We start from the raw sequence: 15487 nt of genomic DNA, 5'->3' as shown, positions 1-15487 counted from the left end.
TTTCGTCAGCGTTGTTTTTTTGTTTAAGCGACACGGAACAACCGGAGCGGAAGCAGTCGAACCGCGATTGTCGTTGCAAGCAATGCTTTCAGGAAATCCCCCAAAATAAACGGTGTGTTGATGACAAGGGCATCCATGAAGGAAAGGTGGAGAACCAGCATTAATCCGAATGTACCAAGGACATAGACAAGACCAAGTCCAAACACAATCATCCCGATGAACAACGGCAGGAAACGGCGGGTCTTTTCAGCGACCAGACCGATGAAGAAACCGGCAATCGGAAAAGCAATCAGATAACCGACAGTCGGACCGACGAACGGGGCAAGTCCTCCTTTTCCACCGAGCAACGGGAGACCGGCAGCGGCAAGCAATAAGAAAATCAAGACAGCCAGTCCGCCGCGTTTCGCGCCGAGAATGGCGCTGACCGTCATGATGGCCAGCATTTGCAGTGTGATCGGCACAGGACCGACGAGTTGAAGTTGCGGCAACAGACTGACCGCAGAAATGATGGCAGCACCTAACGCAATAAATGTAAGATCTTTTGTTTTCATAAGATGACACGTCCTCTATGTTTTTGTGTTAACCAATATAAAATAAAGGTTAACACAAAAAAAGCAAAAGGGAAACATAAAAAAAGCACCCACCGGAGTGGATGCTTGAAACAACTGATTAACGTGAGTAGTACTCAACGACGAGTTGTTCTTGGATTTGATCGTTCAATTCAGAACGCTCTGGAAGACGGACGAACGTTCCTTCGAGCTTCTCAGCATCGAAAGTAACGAAGTCTTTAGTTGCTGGTGCAACTTCGAGTGCTTCTTTGATAACGACAAAGTTCTTCGATTTTTCGCGAACTGAGATCGTTTGACCTGGTTTCACGCGGAACGACGGGATGTCGACGCGAGCGCCATCAACTTGGATGTGACCGTGGTTGACGAGCTGACGAGCAGCACGACGTGTACGAGCCATACCCATACGGTAAACGACGTTGTCAAGACGTGCTTCAAGTAAGAACATGAAGTTCTCACCGTGGATACCAGGCATTTTGCCAGCATCGTTGAAGATACGGTTGAATTGGCGTTCGTTTACTCCGTACATGTGACGAAGCGTTTGCTTCGCTTGAAGTTGAAGACCGTACTCAGACATTTTACGACGGCTGTTACCGTGTTGTCCTGGAGCGTACGGACGTTTTGCGATTTCTTTTCCTGTTTCAGTAAGTGAGATACCGAGACGACGTGAAAGTTTCCAAGCTGGACCTGTATAGCGAGCCATAATAAGACTCCTCCTTAGTGTTCGTTATTATTTGCATAAAAATAATAACGCCATCAAACCCACGTTACGCCCATTTCATGATGTGGCACCCTCGCTTGATAGCAAAGTTACACGATGCCCCTCCGGCAAAGCCGAGTCATGAAATGTGATACGCAAGCGATTTGACCGCTATCGTTATCATTTCTGCACTTTTACAAGTATACGTCTGCTGATTCGTGCTGTCAATCAAATATGACGAAGAAGAATTTCGCTGAATGCTTCGAGACCGGCTTGATCCGTCTCATCGAAACGGCTGAGTTCAGGACTGTCGATATCGAGGACACCAATCGTTTTTCCGTCTTTAATCAACGGGACGACGATTTCCGAATTCGTGGCCGCGTCACAGGCGATGTGTCCCGGGAACGCATGAACATCCATGACGAGTTGTGTCGTCTGATCTTGTGCCGCTGTACCGCAAACGCCACGACCAAGCGGAATCCGGACACATGCCGGTAATCCTTGGAATGGTCCGAGCACCAATTCGTTTTGTTCTTGATCCATCAGATAAAAACCGACCCAGTTTGTTCGGTCGAGAAATTGACCGAGGAGTGCACTTGCATTTGACAGATTGGCAATCTGGTTTGTTTCTCCCGTCAGCAAAGCATCAAGCTGTTTATTCAACATCTCGTATTGTTTTGTACGATCGCCGTCATAAGTCGTTGTCTCAAACATATAGAATTCCTCCTGAAAAATCATATTTCATTCATCTTATCGGGTTTTCCCGCGACTGACAAACAATTGATTTCAGGAATTCCGACTTAAAAATCCGGAAGAAATTAGTAAAAGCCCGAGTAAATCTATGCAAATCGGTTGCGCTATACTATTATAAGGATAAGATTAAAGCGAATTTCTCAAAATATAAAGTCGCTTGATAGGGTGGAGGTCGTAGCAAATGTGGGCATGGGTGATTGGCGTCATCGTCATCGTATTACTCGTCATGCTGTTCAGCATGGTCAGTCGGAAAAAATATTATACGAAAATCGATGAACTTGATCTTCGGAAACAAGGAATCATCAGCGCGTCGATTCCGAAGGAGTTGCAAGAACTGAAGGAACTCCCGATGGCGGGTGAGACGGAGACGAAATTCACTTCCTGGCATCAAGCATGGGAGGAACTCGTGACAGTCCACGTCGCACAAATCGACGAGACATTATATCGAGCGGAAGAAGGATTGGATCGTTACCGGTTTGTTGCGGTCAAAAATGATCTGGAAGTGACAGAACAATTAATTGCCGAACTGGAAGGATTAATTGATGAAATGCTGGCAGAGATGTCAACGTTCAAGACGAATCAGTCGGTCTTAGCGGAGCTCAAGGCGCAAGGCGAAACAAATTCGAGCCAAGTTCGTAAGTCACTGTTGTTGCAGGCGACGTCATTCGGACCTGCATTACCCAATCTTGAAGAGCAGGCGGAACAAATCGACCGGTTACGCGTCGAGATGGTTGCCTTTGAAGAAGCGGGCGAAGTGACGAAAGCTTATGAGACCAGTCTGTTACTGGAAGCAAAAGTAGAAGAAACACGCCAACTCGTTGAAGTGATTCCACAACAATGGAAGACACTTGCACATGAATTACGTCAACGGATTGACCAGCTCAGTGCCGGGTACAAAGAAATGACGCTTGACGGTTATCCGCTTGAACCGCTCGGAATGCAGTCGGATATCAAACGGTTTGAAGAACAACGTCTGAGTCTCGTCAAAAAACTCGAATTCCTGGAAATCGCGGGACTTGAAGAGCAGGTGCAACAACTCGCTTCGGATATTGATCAAATGTACGATACGTTCCGGCGGGAAGTCGATGCAAGACATCATGTCAAAAAAGAAAACCAATCATTGAAACAAAAAGCATTACGGATGCGGGAAAAGGTCCATCAACTGGCGCAGGAATTCAGTATGCTCCGTGAGAATTATGAGATTTCAGCAGATTTAGGGGAACATTACGAATCGATTCAGCGTGATGAAGAAATGTTGTTCGGAGCAGCAAAAGATTTAGATGAATCGATTGCGAGCCGGATCATTCCTTTCAGCATGCTTGAAGATCAAATGCGGGATGCTGTCCGTTTGGAAGAACAGCTGATGCTTCAATATGAACGGTTCGCCGTTGAACTGCAGGCATTACGGAAGGAAGAAACAGAAGTACGTCAACGTGTTGCCGAGTGGCGCCAACTGTTATCGACCATCCGATTACGCTTAAAACGACTCGGTCTCCCGAAAATTCCGGCAGACGTCGAAGAGGCTTTACAGGCATCAAGCCGTTCACTGCAGACACTCGAGATGCGGTTGGAAGAGTTGCCGTTTAACGTCCATTACATCGTTTCGCAAAGTGAAGATGTCAACGGAACGTTTAAAACATTGCAAGAACGGATAGATAAAGTAGTATTCGAAGTCACGTATGCAGAACGACTCGTCCAATACGCCAATCGATTCCGTCGACAAGATAACGAGATACATATGTCGTTGACGATTGCTGAGACGAAGTTCCTTGCAGGAGACTATGAACGGACGATTGCGTTAGGGGAACAAGTGTTACAACAGTTTGATCCTAATTCGATTGAACGTATTCGAAAAGCATGCGGTCAACCGGAAACGATGCATGCATAATCATCACTGACAATTCAGGGTGGCCGTCCAGGTCACCCTGTTTTTGTAAAAAAAGGAGCGATTGAGATGGGGAAACTGTATGTGAACGGAATCATTCGAACGATGTCGCATGAAACAGACATTCATTCGGCGATGTTCGTTGAAGGAACGCGTATCATTGCAATGGGGGAAGAAGGAAAGTTACGCCGGCGGTTCGGAAGACGGATTCTGTCAATCGTTGACCTGAACGGGAAAGCTGTTTACCCGGCCTTCACGGATGCGCACATTCATTTAATCGGATACGGAGAAGCGATCGGGCGGGTCGATGCATCAAACTATGCGACACTTGAGGAATTAGGAAAAGCATTTGTTGAGGCAGAGGCAATCAACGGGTTACATGTGGCGGAAGGGTACGATGAAACGAAGCTTGACCGGGCGCCGACGAAAGCATGGTTAAACCAACTGTTCCCGACAGAACCAGCGCTCTTAAAGCGGACGGATCGGCATACAGTCCTCGTTAATGATGTGTTATTCAAACAGCTGGGGTATAAAGCCTCAACTGTCGTCGAAGGCGGGAAAATCGGATTACTTGAATCAGGAGAAGCAGACGGATTCCTTTACGATGCAGCGATTGAACCGCTGTACGCCTTACAATCCGGATCGGTCGAGCGGAATAAATCCTCGTTGCGGTCGGCAATCAAAGACTTGTACCGTCACGGAATTATTGCTGCGCATACGGAAGATTTAGCGTATCACGGTGATTTAGAAGAAGTCCTGCAGGCATACCGGGAGGTGACGGAAGAAACAGGCTTCCATGCCCATCTGCTTGTTCATCATTTAGTCATCGATCAACTCATTCAGATGAATCCCGTGTTGCCATCGACCCTGTCGACCGGCGCAATGAAACTTTTTGTAGACGGAGCGCTTGGCGGACGAACAGCACTGCTTGGCAGAGGATACTCGGATGATGCGACGACACGCGGCATCGAAGTCCATTCGCCGGAACAATTGGAACAACTCGTCAAACGGGCCCGGAGTTACGGCTTCACGGTGGCGGCACATGTCATCGGCGATTTGGCGGTCGAACGTTTTGTCGCCGTCCTCGAAAAATATCCGGCGCCAAAAGGAACACGGGACCGGATCATTCATGCGACGGTCGTCCGTCCGGAACTATTGGCACGGATTCGTAAATTGCCGGTCTTGATTGACGTCCAACCTGTCTTCCTGCTCGATGATGCAGATTTTGCGCAGGAACGTCTTGGTCTGAACCGTCTCGATTGGGCTTATCGATTGAAGTCACTGGGGGAAACGGGAGCGCTTCTATGTGGCGGATCGGATGCGCCGATCTCGAATCCGGATGTCCGGCGGGCCTTGTATGCCGCGACGACCGGAACAGCAGGGAACATCAATAAAACGAATGAAGTTTTGTCGATGTATGAAGCGTTATTATTGTTTACGAAAAATCCGCATATCGCGACGGACACCCACGGACGAAAAGGAATGTTGCTTCCGGGTTACGACGCGGACTTCGTCATTTTCGAACAGGATTTTTATACGTTACGCGGGGAAGCTGTTTTGCACAACCGCTTGCTGGAAACTGTTCAAGCAGGTAAAACAGTCTTTGAGTCGGCACCGGTCATGAATTAAAATAAAAAAACTGCCAATCGGCAGTTTTTTTATTTTATAAGAAAGAACGTTGGATTTTATGCCAAAATGTATTATTCGTTAATTTAACGGTCTTCAGTTCTTTTTCCGATAATTGAATATCGACAGAATCTGTCCGTTTTAAGCTGAGCGCCTCATTATCCATTCCGATGATCGGATAGTCGTTGCCGTCTTCGATGATACGTAAAGACAATTTCCGACCGCGGTTTAAGAGGAACGCTGAACCGAGTGTCCGGTAACGGTTGTTGTTGACGGACGCAATCTCGCTGACTTGCAGACAATGGATCAATGGATCGACGATGGCACCTGACAATGATTTGTTGTACGCCGTTGAGCCGGTTGGTGTCGAGATGACCATACCGTCCCCGCGGAATGTCTCAAACAGGAAACCGTCAATGTAAACTTCGATTGCCAGTGACTTGATGATGCTCGATTTAACGGAACACTCGTTCAGACACAGCATGGCTGGACCACCGTTGATCGAAGCTTCAAGCAACGGATAGCGGCGGACTTCAATTTCGCCTTCTGAAGCGCGGCTGCCGGTTTCTTTGAAAATCGCTTCGACTGAAGACAGATCGTTGATGTCGAAATCACAGTAAAATGAATTTTGTCCTTCACCAAACCCGACATAAATGGCATCTTCCCGGAATCCCGTGAAGCGGGCCGCCTGAAGAAAGGCACCGTCTCCGCCAACAGAGACAATGATGTTGGCTTGTTTGTGATCCTGGACGACGTTCAATCCATACCGATTTCCTACTTCAATCAGTTTACGTACCTGCGTCTCGTGTCTTTGTTTATTACGGTAATACAGGTAGACATTGTTTCGAGCCATGGTCAATTCCCCCTTGAAAGCGTTTCATGAACTCTTTCATTATACCTGTCTTTGACAAAAATCGGTACTGATAGCTTAAAGCACGGGCAGAAATCTTGTGTTATCGTGGCAGTATTTTTATAGTAGAATGGAAAACGACATATGAATCTATTGGGAAATGGGGAATTTACATGGCAACATTTAAAGGCAACGCAATCACATTAATCGGAACACCTGTTGAAATCGGACAAGAGGCACCGGATTTTGAGGTTCTAGCAAACGACCTTTCACCGGTGACACGCGATACGTATGAAGGAGTCCGCATCATCAGTGTCGTACCGTCAATCGATACAGGTGTCTGTGATGCCCAAACTCGTAAATTCAACGAAGAGGCAGCAGCGATCGAAGGTGTGACGGTCTTGACGATTTCCAACGACTTACCGTTTGCACAACGTCGCTGGTGTGCAGCAAGTGGCCTCGATAATGTCGTCACACTGTCTGACCACCGTGATCTGTCATTCGGTACACAATACGGAGTAGCGATCGAAGAACTTCGTTTACTCGCCCGTTCTGTATTCGTCATCGATGCGGCAAATGAAGTCGTCTACGCGGAATATTTAGAAGAGTCAACGAACGAAGTTGATTTCGATTCGGCACTTGCGGCTGCTAAAGGTGCAAAAGCAACGAAGTAAGAATAGTTTACAAACAGCGTAAAACCGCTACAATGAAAGTAATGAGAAAAAACGGCTCCCAAGAAGTGCGGGGGCCGTTTCGTTTTGGAAAGGGTGGGAAACATATGGAATCGTTAGAAAAATTATATAAAGAACTGACGCAACAAGCACGTAAGTTAGAACGTGATTTGGACATGCCTTATCTTGAAGGATTAACGGAAGTCATTGACCGCTTAAATGAGCGGCATACGGAAAACGTGGAACCGGAAACAGTCCGCAAAGCGGTTTCCCTCGCAATTCTTGAAGGAATGAAACAAGCGCAACCGAATCATTTGCCGACACCGGACAGCGTTGCATTGTTTGCGGGTTATTTAATCGGGAAATTAATCAAGAAGGAGGATGTCCGTCTACTTGATCTCGGAAGCGGAACCGGCGGCATGTTGCATGCTGTCCTCAGTCAACTTCCAAAAGATACGGTTGCCGAAGCCGTCGAAGTGGATGAAACGTTGATTCGATTATCGGCATCGGTTTCGGAATTAATGGATTATCCGGTCAACTATACGCATCAGGATGCATTACGTCCGCTCCTACTTGATCCGGTCGATTTGGCGATGGCAGACTTGCCGATTGGCTACTATCCGGATGAGGAAGTTTCAGAAACGTACGTTTTAAAACGGGACGAAGGCATGAGTTACAGTCACTTCCTGTTGATTGAACAAGCGATGAATTATGTTAAGCCGGGCGGGTTTGGTGTGTTTGTCATTCCGAATGGACTTTTTCAACATGATACAGAAGGTAAACTGAAGCAGTATTTCGAAACGAAAGCACATGTCGTCGGAATCCTCCAATTACCATTGACGATGTTTAAACAGGAGCAAGCGGCTAAAAGTTATCTGATAGTCCGGAACCACTTGGCGGGCATGACGATGCCGAAACAAGCATTACTGGCCGAGTTACCGTCGTTTACGGATGCCCGTGCGTTTGGCGGAATGGTGAAACAGATTGATGAATGGATTAACACAGAATTAAAATGAAATGCGCAAAGTGATTGAAATCTGTCGTTAATTTGACTATTCTAGTGTAGAACAGAAAAAGAGCAAGACTCATACAGATGTGAATGTCGATCGATTTGAATGGAAAAGGGGAAATAAATCATGGCAAAGATTATGGCAGTAAACGCCGGTAGTTCGTCACTGAAGTTCCAGTTACTTGAGATGCCGAACGAAACGATGATTGCAGTCGGTTTAGTAGAGCGCGTCGGAAAAGACGATGCCATCTTTACGATTAAATACGGAGAAGGACAGAAATTCACAGACGTTCTTCCACTTGCAACACATAAAGAAGCAGTTGAATTGTCACTTGAGAAGCTGATGGAATTCGGCATCATCTCATCATATGATGAGATTAAAGGTGTCGGACACCGTGTCTTACACGGGAAGGAAAAATACGCGGACTCTGTCATCATTACAGAAGACGTCATGCAAGATATCGAATCGTACACGGAGCTCGGTCCGTTGCACATTCCACCAAACTTGATCGGGATTCGCGCATTCCAAGCGATCTTGCCAAACGTACCGCAAGTCGCAGTCTTCGATACAGCGTTCCACCAAACAATGCCGGAAGAAAACTTCCTTTACAGTCTGCCGTATGAGTACTATACAGAGTACGGCATCCGCAAATACGGTTTCCACGGAACAAGCCATAAGTACGTCACAGAACGTGCCTCTGAACTGCTCGGCCGTCCGTTACAAGACTTGCGTCTGATCTCATGTCACCTCGGAAGCGGAGCGTCAATCGCAGCCGTTGCCGGCGGTGAATCGATTGACACAACGATGGGCTTCACACCACTTGAAGGAATTACAATGGGTACGCGGTCTGGTTCACTTGACCCGGCTCTGATTCCGTTCTTAATGGAGAAGACAGGGAAAACAGCAGAAGACGTCTTGAACGTCATGAATAAAGAATCTGGTATTTACGGTCTGTCTGGTCTTTCAAGCGATTTGCGTGATGTCCAAACAGCTGCAAAAGAAGGAAATCACCGTTCAGAAATGGCGCTTCGCATCTTTGCGAACCGGATCCACGGCTACATCGGACAATATGCAGCCGAGATGAACGGAGTCGATGCGATCATCTTTACAGCAGGTGTCGGTGAAAACTCGGATTCGATCCGTGAGCGTGTCTTACGCGGTCTCGAGTTCATGGGCGTTTACTGGGATCCATCACTCAACAACGGTGCACGCGGCGAAGAATTATTCATCAACTATCCGCATTCACCGGTCAAAGTCATCATCATTCCAACGAATGAAGAATTGATGATTGCCCGCGATACAGTTCGTGTAGGTGGATTGGTTGAACAAAACGCATAAGTAAATCAAACGTCTGGATGACAACGAAAGTTGTGTTCAGGCGTTTTTTTGTTTGACGGTTTGTCAAATTAAGTGCAACACTTCTTCCGTGAAGACCTCGTATGCAGTTTTCCAGTTAAGACATTTTCGTGGTCTCCCATTAATCCAGGCGAGCGCTTGAGCGATTTCAGAACGACTGACCTTTCCGAAATCTGTCCCCTTCGGGAAAAATTCACGGAGAAGACCATTGGCGTTCTCGTTACTACCACGCTGCCAAGAAGAATACGGATCTGCAAAATACATGGGTAAGCCTAACGTGTCACGAATTCGTTCATGACAGCTAAACTCTTTTCCACAATCTGTCGTCGCAGTTTGGAACGTTCCCAACGGGAAGGAAAGATGTAATGCTTGAATCGCAGACTCCATCGATTGAGCGGACCGATTTTCCATCGGTACAGCGAGATAAAAACGACTCTTTCGCTCGACGAACGTTGCGACACAGGCTTTTGACGTTCCTCTACCCGATACAACAGTATCAAGCTCCCAATGTCCAAACATTTGACGCCCTTTGACGTCGGACGGACGTTTACTGATTGGCAGTCCGACGTTGAAGCGTCCGCGCGTCTCACGTGGTTTCTGACGCTTTCCCTTTTGCCGAAGAAGTCCAGAATCGGCCTCGACGAGGCCACTATAAATCCAACGATAAATTGTCTTGAACGAAAGTCCTTCTTCTTGGAATAATCGTCCGGCAATTTGTTCAGGGGACCACGTCTCCCGTAATTTTTCGAGGATGCAGATTCCTTTTTCGAGCGTAAACTTCGTACGTGCACCGCACTTCTTCTTTCGCTCCACATAACGCTGGTCAGCATGAGAAGAATCGTAATGAGGATTTCGTTTCAATTCTCGTGAAATCGTAGAAGGTTGACGCCCCAGGCGTCCCGCAATCTTTCGGACAGAGAAACCTAGCTCGAGATACGTCTCTATTTTGACTCTTTCTGATATGGTAAGATGAATATAGCTCATAACGAATCCTCCGTTGAATTTTGTGTGGTAACTCTATTCTACACGAGGCCGTTATGGGTTTTTTTTGTGTTTTCAGCTAGGTGTTGCACTTAATATTACAATTCGTCGTTTGAAAAAAATCATCTGAACAGACTAAAAACAGAAGGGTTGCCGCTGTTGTTAAAAACGTTTGTTACAACAGTTGTCATATAAAAAACGTGAAAACGAAAGTTAAACCGGTTATTGTCGTAAAAACGGTTCGAAACCGTTAAAAATGAGTCTTTTGTAACACAAAAGTAACAATCGCGTCATCTTTTTGTGGTCTATATGTAACGGCACTGCTCCATTTTGTCATGTATATTAATGTAAGTTACAAAACAGGAACAATTATGGAGGAGAGATTACATGATGATGAAACGAATAATCGCTAGTGTTTTAGCAGTCTTGTTAGCACTCAGTTCGTTTGCAGGTCTTCAAGCGGAAGCTGCAACTAAAAAAAATGTCAAGTCGTCGGTCGATAGTCTGATTGTTCGCCAGAAAGCCACAACAGCGTCCAAGAAACTCGGTCTTCTATATAAGAATCAAACATTGCCGTACAAAGCAAAAACAGGAAACTGGTATAAAGTCAGCTATAAAGGAAAAACAGCTTACCTCAGTGCCCGTTATTCTAAAGTCGTTACATCAAGCGGTTCGAAGAAACAATCAACAGGCGGATGGAAAACAATCACAAACGTCAGTGCGACAGCTTATACACCATATGATCCAGGCAGCGGTAACTTAACAGCTATCGGTTGGAACATCAAGAGTTCGAAAAAGAAAGTCGTAGCAGTTGATCCACGCGTGATTCCGCTTCGCTCAACAGTAAAAGTGTATTACAAAGGGAAATTAAAAGGGACGTACACAGCAGCAGATACAGGCGGTGCCATCAAAGGCAAGAAGATGGATATTCTGTACTACTCACGTGCCGAAGCCTTTAACTGGGGTCGTCGTAACGTCACTGTTAAATACAAATAAGTTTTTTCAATCAATCGTACATCGGTGCGATTGATTTTTTTTTTTTTTTTTTTTTTGTCTTAAAAAAGCACCCCCTCTTTTTAGAGGGAGTGCTGAAAATAAGTTCAATTAAAGGCGGACGATTAAGACATCACATTTCGCATAACGGGTAATACTTTCAGAGACACTACCAATGAAGAAACGTTCGACAGCATTTAAACCGGTTGCACCACAGATGATCAAATCAACGTTATGATTCGGTGCAAGCTTTTTGGCGATGGTTACTTTAGGGGAACCGTATTCAATAGCAACTTCAACATCTTTGACACCACGTTCTTGAGCCGTCTTGACGTAATCATCAAGCAGTTCTTTCGCATAGGATTCGGCACGTTCGGTGATCGTCCGATCGTATGCTTCGACAGTCGCGAAAGTCCGCGTATCAATGACGTGAGCAATGACGAGTTTGGCATTGTTTCGAAGTGAGACGTCAATCGCCGTTTCAAAAGCACGTTCTGCCTCTTTTGATCCGTCGACTGCTACTAAAATGTTATGATATACGATTGCCATCATGTATCCATCCCTTCGTGTTCGTCTGATTTTACACCCTTATTATACCATTCCCTTAAATAGAAGGTGAGGAACATTTAAGGAGATTTTAAAATTGTTCTTCGACAGCGGAACCCGTAAGATGGAAAGAGATGAAAGGAGGCGATGCCGAGATGAGGCACGCATTAATTACAGCAGGAACAAAAGGATTAGGTGAGATGGTGACCCGCCGTTTGCTTGAAGAAGGTTGGCACGTTACGGCACTGCACCGCTCGCAACCGACATTTTCCCATGAACGGCTTCATTTGATTCAAGCAGACGTGACAAATCAAGATCAATTGATGGAGGCGGTTGAACAGACGATGGCTGTCCACGATCGGATTGATGCGTTGATTTTAAATGCGGGGCCGTATATCTTCGAACGGAAATCGCTCGTCGAATATTCGGATGAAGAATGGAATGAAGTAGTAACCGGTAACCTGACGGCCAGTTTTTGGTTGTTAAGAAAAATCCTTCCAATCATGCGCGACCAACAATACGGACGTATCGTTACATACGGTTTTCCGGAGAGCGCTTCTGCACCCGGGTGGGTGGAACGGGCTGCCTTCGCCGCTGCGAAAAGCGGTATGGTCAGTCTGACGAAAAGTGTTGCCCTTGAAGAGGCGGAACACGGCATCACAGTAAATATGGTCAATCCCGGCAATATTGTAGGGGACAATAAATCGAAGCGGATTGAAGAAGCGGCAGCGGATGATCAGACACCTATCGGACGAACGGGTGTCGGAGAAGATATCGCCCGAGCCATTTCGTTTTTACTGGCGGAAGAGTCCGGTCTGATTACAGGCGCAGTTTTAGATGTGACCGGTGGCGTCAATGTCGTCCATCAATCACGTCCTTGAAGAAGAGGAAGGCAAAAAAAGAGATCAATTCCGACTGATTCCGGAATTGATCTCTTTTTTTAGTGGGACGGGATGGACTGAAGATGTTTCGGATAGTGTGTCAAAGCTTCAGGACCGTTTTCTGTCAGATGAATATCGTCTTCGATTCGTACTCCGCCGACGTTTGGAACATAGATACCCGGTTCGAGCGTATAGACGATGCCGGCTTCTGCTGTCAGCAAATTGTTTGATGCGAGTGACGGGAATTCATGCACGTCGATGCCGAGACCGTGTCCGACACGATGCGTGAAGTAGTCTCCGTAACCGGCTTGATCAATCACGTTCCGGGCTGCTTGATCCAATGTGCCGAGGGTCACGCCGACCTGGCTGGCTTCTGTTGCAGCTTCAAGTGCCTGAAGAACGGTTTGGTAGATGGTTTGTTGTTCTTCACTGGCTTCTCCGTAAACGAAAGTCCGGGTGATGTCTGAACAATATCCTTTCCATACGACACCGAGGTCGAACAGAACGAAATCGCCTTCTTGAATGACACGGTCACCTGGGACACCGTGCGGATCGGCGCTGTTCGCTCCGAATAAAACGAGCGTGTCGAATGACATCTCACGGACACCTTTCTTTTTCATTTCAAACTCGATTGTTGAAATGACTTCCATTTCCGTGACGCCGGGACGAATCGCCTGTTTGCCGATTTCAATCGCTTCGTCCGCGAGTGCGGCTGCTTCACGGAGAATCTCAATTTCTTGAGCATCTTTTTTAAGGCGTAATGCTTGTAAAGGCTGACCAATATCAAGAATCGCCGCATTTTCCTGGCGGGCTTCCAACTCTTTGAACCGGCTGAACGTCATATGTTCACCCTCGATACCGATCCGGTTATTGGAAATCGAAAATGTTTTAAGGGCTTCGCTGATTTTATCAAATGGATGTTCATGGTCTGCATACGTAATGACTTCACCGTCCCATGGACTTGCGGCGACGATGTTTGCCTCGAGCGCAGGGCAGAAAAGAGCACGTTTTCCGTTCGCATCAACGATGACAGCCATCACGCGTTCATGGGGTTCCGCATAGACACCTGAAAAATAAAATACACTCGCTTTTGACGTAATCAATGCAACGTCAATTCCTGATTCTTTTAATACACGACTAATCTGGTTTGTCCGTTCTAACATATCGTTTCCACCTCTCTGTTCGTTTCATGATTCAGTATACCATCGTTGGAAATGGAAAACATTTCTCGTAAATCGAGACTAGTACACTTTTCATTCGTTGGAGTAGTACAGTATAATGACAGAAGAGTAGAATATAGGAAAAAGAAGGGATACAGCATGCCTACAAAACATGAACAGATCATCCGGCACATTGAGGATCTCGATGTGGGCGCCAAAATATCCGTCCGGCAAATTGCAAAGGACTTAACGGTATCCGAAGGTACGGCCTACCGTGCCATCAAAGAAGCGGAAAATTTAGGGTTCGTCTCAACGATTGAACGCGTCGGCACGATTCGCATCAAAAAGAAACAAAAAGAAAATATTGAAAAGCTGACGTTCGCGGAAGTCGTCAATATCGTCGATGGACAAGTTCTCGGAGGACGTGACGGACTGCATAAGACGTTGACGAAATTCGTCATCGGCGCCATGAAGCTGGAGGCGATGATGCGTTACATCGATGTCGACAGTCTCGTCATTATCGGAAACCGGGAAAAAGCACATGAACTGGTCTTGGATGCAGGAGCAGCGGTCCTGATCACCGGCGGGTTTGATACGACGGAAGACGCAAAACGGTTGGCGGACGAAATGGAGCTGCCGATCATTTCAACGTCTTACGACACGTTCACTGTCGCGACGATGATCAACCGGGCGATTTACGACCGATTGATCAAAAAAGAAATCCTGCTTGTCTCCGATATCTTGATTCCTTTACACGATACGTTTTATTTACAAACGAACGATCCGATTTCCAGATGGCATGAACTCAATGAACAGACGAAACATAATCGTTATCCGGTCATTGATGAACAGATGAAGGTTGTCGGTGTCGTGACGGCGAAGGATATCATTGACCGTCCGCACGATTGGCCCGTCGAAAAAGTCATGACCCGTCATCCGATCACGGTCGGAATCCGGACGAGTGTGACGAATTCCGCGCATCAGATGGTGTGGGAAGGAATTGAGATGTTACCGGTCATCGATCAATACGGCCGGTTGCTCGGGATCATCAGCCGACAGGATGTACTGAAAGCCCTGCAACTTGCGAACCGCCAGCCGCAAGTCGGTGAAACGTTTGATGATTTGATCACCGGACAAATCAAGGCGGCGGAAGATGCGAGAGGACCTTACCTTTCACTGGAAGTCTCGCCGCAAATGACGAACTTCATGGGAACGGCTTCAAGTGGCGTGTTGACGACTTTGCTCGTCGAAGGGGCGACCCGGATGTTGCGTCATATGAAAAAAGGCGACCTGGTCATCGAGAATGTCAGTATCTATTTCATCAAACCCGTCCAAATCGAGAGTACGATCACGATCCGGGCAAATGTCTTTGATGTCGGGCGGAAGTTCGGAAAAGTAGATGTCGAGATGTATCAAGGCACACAAATCGTTGCGAAAGCCCTCGTGACCTCGCAACTGATTGATCGATAACGTAACTAACAGGCCACAAAAAAAGACGGTAGATACCGT

General features: G+C 46.6%; 15 protein-coding genes. 8 read left to right on the top strand and 7 right to left on the bottom strand.

The genetic code is table 11. From position 1 onward, the window contains the following. Positions 1-23: 23 nt before the first annotated feature. From ABIC15_RS02510 to ABIC15_RS02500, 3 genes are all read right to left on the bottom strand, one after another. Positions 24-551: a biotin transporter BioY gene (locus tag ABIC15_RS02510; RefSeq protein WP_012371103.1), complete on the bottom strand. Its 528-nt coding sequence runs from the start codon at positions 549-551 to the stop codon at positions 24-26. Positions 552-669: 118 nt separating this feature from the next. Continuing rightward, positions 670-1269: a 30S ribosomal protein S4 gene (rpsD, locus tag ABIC15_RS02505; protein WP_012371102.1), complete on the bottom strand. Its 600-nt coding sequence runs from the start codon at positions 1267-1269 to the stop codon at positions 670-672. Between the two features lie 225 nt (positions 1270-1494). Continuing rightward, entirely contained in the window at positions 1495-1980 is a 486-nt protein-coding gene (locus ABIC15_RS02500) for a GAF domain-containing protein (protein ID WP_012371101.1), read from the bottom strand. Between the two features lie 220 nt (positions 1981-2200). Between ABIC15_RS02500 and ezrA the strand changes: the two genes are divergently transcribed. Together ezrA and ABIC15_RS02490 are read left to right on the top strand one after the other, a co-directional pair. After that, entirely contained in the window at positions 2201-3907 is a 1707-nt protein-coding gene (gene ezrA / locus ABIC15_RS02495; protein ID WP_012371100.1) for a septation ring formation regulator EzrA, read from the top strand. 66 nt (positions 3908-3973) lie between these two features. After that, positions 3974-5533: an amidohydrolase gene (locus tag ABIC15_RS02490; protein ID WP_354019664.1), complete on the top strand. Its 1560-nt coding sequence runs from the start codon at positions 3974-3976 to the stop codon at positions 5531-5533. 34 nt (positions 5534-5567) lie between these two features. Here ABIC15_RS02490 and ABIC15_RS02485 read toward each other — a convergent pair whose 3' ends face one another. Next, positions 5568-6383: an NAD kinase gene (locus ABIC15_RS02485; RefSeq protein ID WP_012371098.1), complete on the bottom strand. Its 816-nt coding sequence runs from the start codon at positions 6381-6383 to the stop codon at positions 5568-5570. A 164-nt stretch (positions 6384-6547) separates the two neighbouring features. Here ABIC15_RS02485 and tpx point away from each other — a divergent pair, with 164 nt between their 5' ends. The 3 genes from tpx to ABIC15_RS02470 all read left to right on the top strand — a co-directional run bounded on the left by tpx (position 6548) and on the right by ABIC15_RS02470 (position 9399). After that, entirely contained in the window at positions 6548-7054 is a 507-nt protein-coding gene (gene tpx, locus ABIC15_RS02480) for a thiol peroxidase (RefSeq protein ID WP_318091171.1), read from the top strand. 104 nt (positions 7055-7158) lie between these two features. After that, entirely contained in the window at positions 7159-8067 is a 909-nt protein-coding gene (locus ABIC15_RS02475; RefSeq protein WP_012371096.1) for a class I SAM-dependent methyltransferase, read from the top strand. Between the two features lie 120 nt (positions 8068-8187). Continuing rightward, on the top strand, positions 8188-9399 hold the full coding sequence (locus ABIC15_RS02470) for an acetate kinase (RefSeq protein WP_012371095.1): 1212 nt from the start codon (positions 8188-8190) through the stop codon (positions 9397-9399). 63 nt (positions 9400-9462) lie between these two features. Here the strand turns inward: ABIC15_RS02470 and ABIC15_RS02465 are convergent, their stop codons facing one another. After that, positions 9463-10401: an IS30 family transposase gene (locus ABIC15_RS02465; RefSeq protein WP_354019663.1), complete on the bottom strand. Its 939-nt coding sequence runs from the start codon at positions 10399-10401 to the stop codon at positions 9463-9465. 387 nt (positions 10402-10788) lie between these two features. Here ABIC15_RS02465 and ABIC15_RS02460 point away from each other — a divergent pair, with 387 nt between their 5' ends. Beyond that, positions 10789-11394, top strand: a complete 606-nt coding sequence (locus ABIC15_RS02460) for a 3D domain-containing protein (protein WP_233494505.1) — start codon at positions 10789-10791, stop codon at positions 11392-11394. 108 nt (positions 11395-11502) lie between these two features. Here ABIC15_RS02460 and ABIC15_RS02455 read toward each other — a convergent pair whose 3' ends face one another. Then, on the bottom strand, positions 11503-11940 hold the full coding sequence (locus tag ABIC15_RS02455; protein WP_026827730.1) for a universal stress protein: 438 nt from the start codon (positions 11938-11940) through the stop codon (positions 11503-11505). Positions 11941-12092: 152 nt separating this feature from the next. Here ABIC15_RS02455 and ABIC15_RS02450 point away from each other — a divergent pair, with 152 nt between their 5' ends. Beyond that, positions 12093-12818 (top strand): SDR family oxidoreductase, encoded by a 726-nt coding sequence (locus ABIC15_RS02450; RefSeq protein WP_354019662.1) that lies wholly within the window; start codon positions 12093-12095, stop codon positions 12816-12818. A gap of 59 nt (positions 12819-12877) precedes the next feature. On the opposite strand, the gene ABIC15_RS02445 is transcribed toward ABIC15_RS02450, so the two are convergent. Next, complete coding sequence (locus ABIC15_RS02445) at positions 12878-13981, bottom strand: M24 family metallopeptidase (RefSeq protein WP_354019661.1); 1104 nt, start codon at positions 13979-13981, stop codon at positions 12878-12880. Between the two features lie 156 nt (positions 13982-14137). Here ABIC15_RS02445 and ABIC15_RS02440 point away from each other — a divergent pair, with 156 nt between their 5' ends. Next, positions 14138-15448: a DRTGG domain-containing protein gene (locus tag ABIC15_RS02440; RefSeq protein WP_012371089.1), complete on the top strand. Its 1311-nt coding sequence runs from the start codon at positions 14138-14140 to the stop codon at positions 15446-15448. The last annotated feature ends 39 nt before the right edge of the window (positions 15449-15487 follow it).

This window comes from Exiguobacterium sp. PvP048, assembly GCF_040549175.1.
Taxonomy (GTDB): Bacteria; Bacillota; Bacilli; order Exiguobacteriales; family Exiguobacteriaceae; genus Exiguobacterium_A; species Exiguobacterium_A artemiae.
The sequence above is the reverse complement of the archived record's forward strand: the minus strand, read 5'-3'. Positions and strand labels throughout refer to the sequence as shown.

Excerpts from the sequence above, each read along its gene's own strand:
- ABIC15_RS02475 (WP_012371096.1), top strand. The coding sequence starts at position 7,159 with ATGGAATCGTTAGAAAAATTATATAAAGAACTGACGCAACAAGCACGT.
- ezrA (WP_012371100.1), top strand. The coding sequence starts at position 2,201 with ATGTGGGCATGGGTGATTGGCGTCATCGTCATCGTATTACTCGTCATG.
- rpsD (WP_012371102.1), bottom strand. The coding sequence starts at position 1,269 with ATGGCTCGCTATACAGGTCCAGCTTGGAAACTTTCACGTCGTCTCGGT.
- ABIC15_RS02490 (WP_354019664.1), top strand. The coding sequence starts at position 3,974 with ATGGGGAAACTGTATGTGAACGGAATCATTCGAACGATGTCGCATGAA.
- ABIC15_RS02440 (WP_012371089.1), top strand. The coding sequence starts at position 14,138 with ATGCCTACAAAACATGAACAGATCATCCGGCACATTGAGGATCTCGAT.
- ABIC15_RS02445 (WP_354019661.1), bottom strand. The coding sequence starts at position 13,981 with ATGTTAGAACGGACAAACCAGATTAGTCGTGTATTAAAAGAATCAGGA.
- ABIC15_RS02450 (WP_354019662.1), top strand. The coding sequence starts at position 12,093 with ATGAGGCACGCATTAATTACAGCAGGAACAAAAGGATTAGGTGAGATG.
- ABIC15_RS02460 (WP_233494505.1), top strand. The coding sequence starts at position 10,789 with ATGATGAAACGAATAATCGCTAGTGTTTTAGCAGTCTTGTTAGCACTC.
- ABIC15_RS02470 (WP_012371095.1), top strand. The coding sequence starts at position 8,188 with ATGGCAAAGATTATGGCAGTAAACGCCGGTAGTTCGTCACTGAAGTTC.
- ABIC15_RS02465 (WP_354019663.1), bottom strand. The coding sequence starts at position 10,401 with ATGAGCTATATTCATCTTACCATATCAGAAAGAGTCAAAATAGAGACG.
- ABIC15_RS02500 (WP_012371101.1), bottom strand. The coding sequence starts at position 1,980 with ATGTTTGAGACAACGACTTATGACGGCGATCGTACAAAACAATACGAG.
- ABIC15_RS02455 (WP_026827730.1), bottom strand. The coding sequence starts at position 11,940 with ATGGCAATCGTATATCATAACATTTTAGTAGCAGTCGACGGATCAAAA.
- ABIC15_RS02485 (WP_012371098.1), bottom strand. The coding sequence starts at position 6,383 with ATGGCTCGAAACAATGTCTACCTGTATTACCGTAATAAACAAAGACAC.
- ABIC15_RS02510 (WP_012371103.1), bottom strand. The coding sequence starts at position 551 with ATGAAAACAAAAGATCTTACATTTATTGCGTTAGGTGCTGCCATCATT.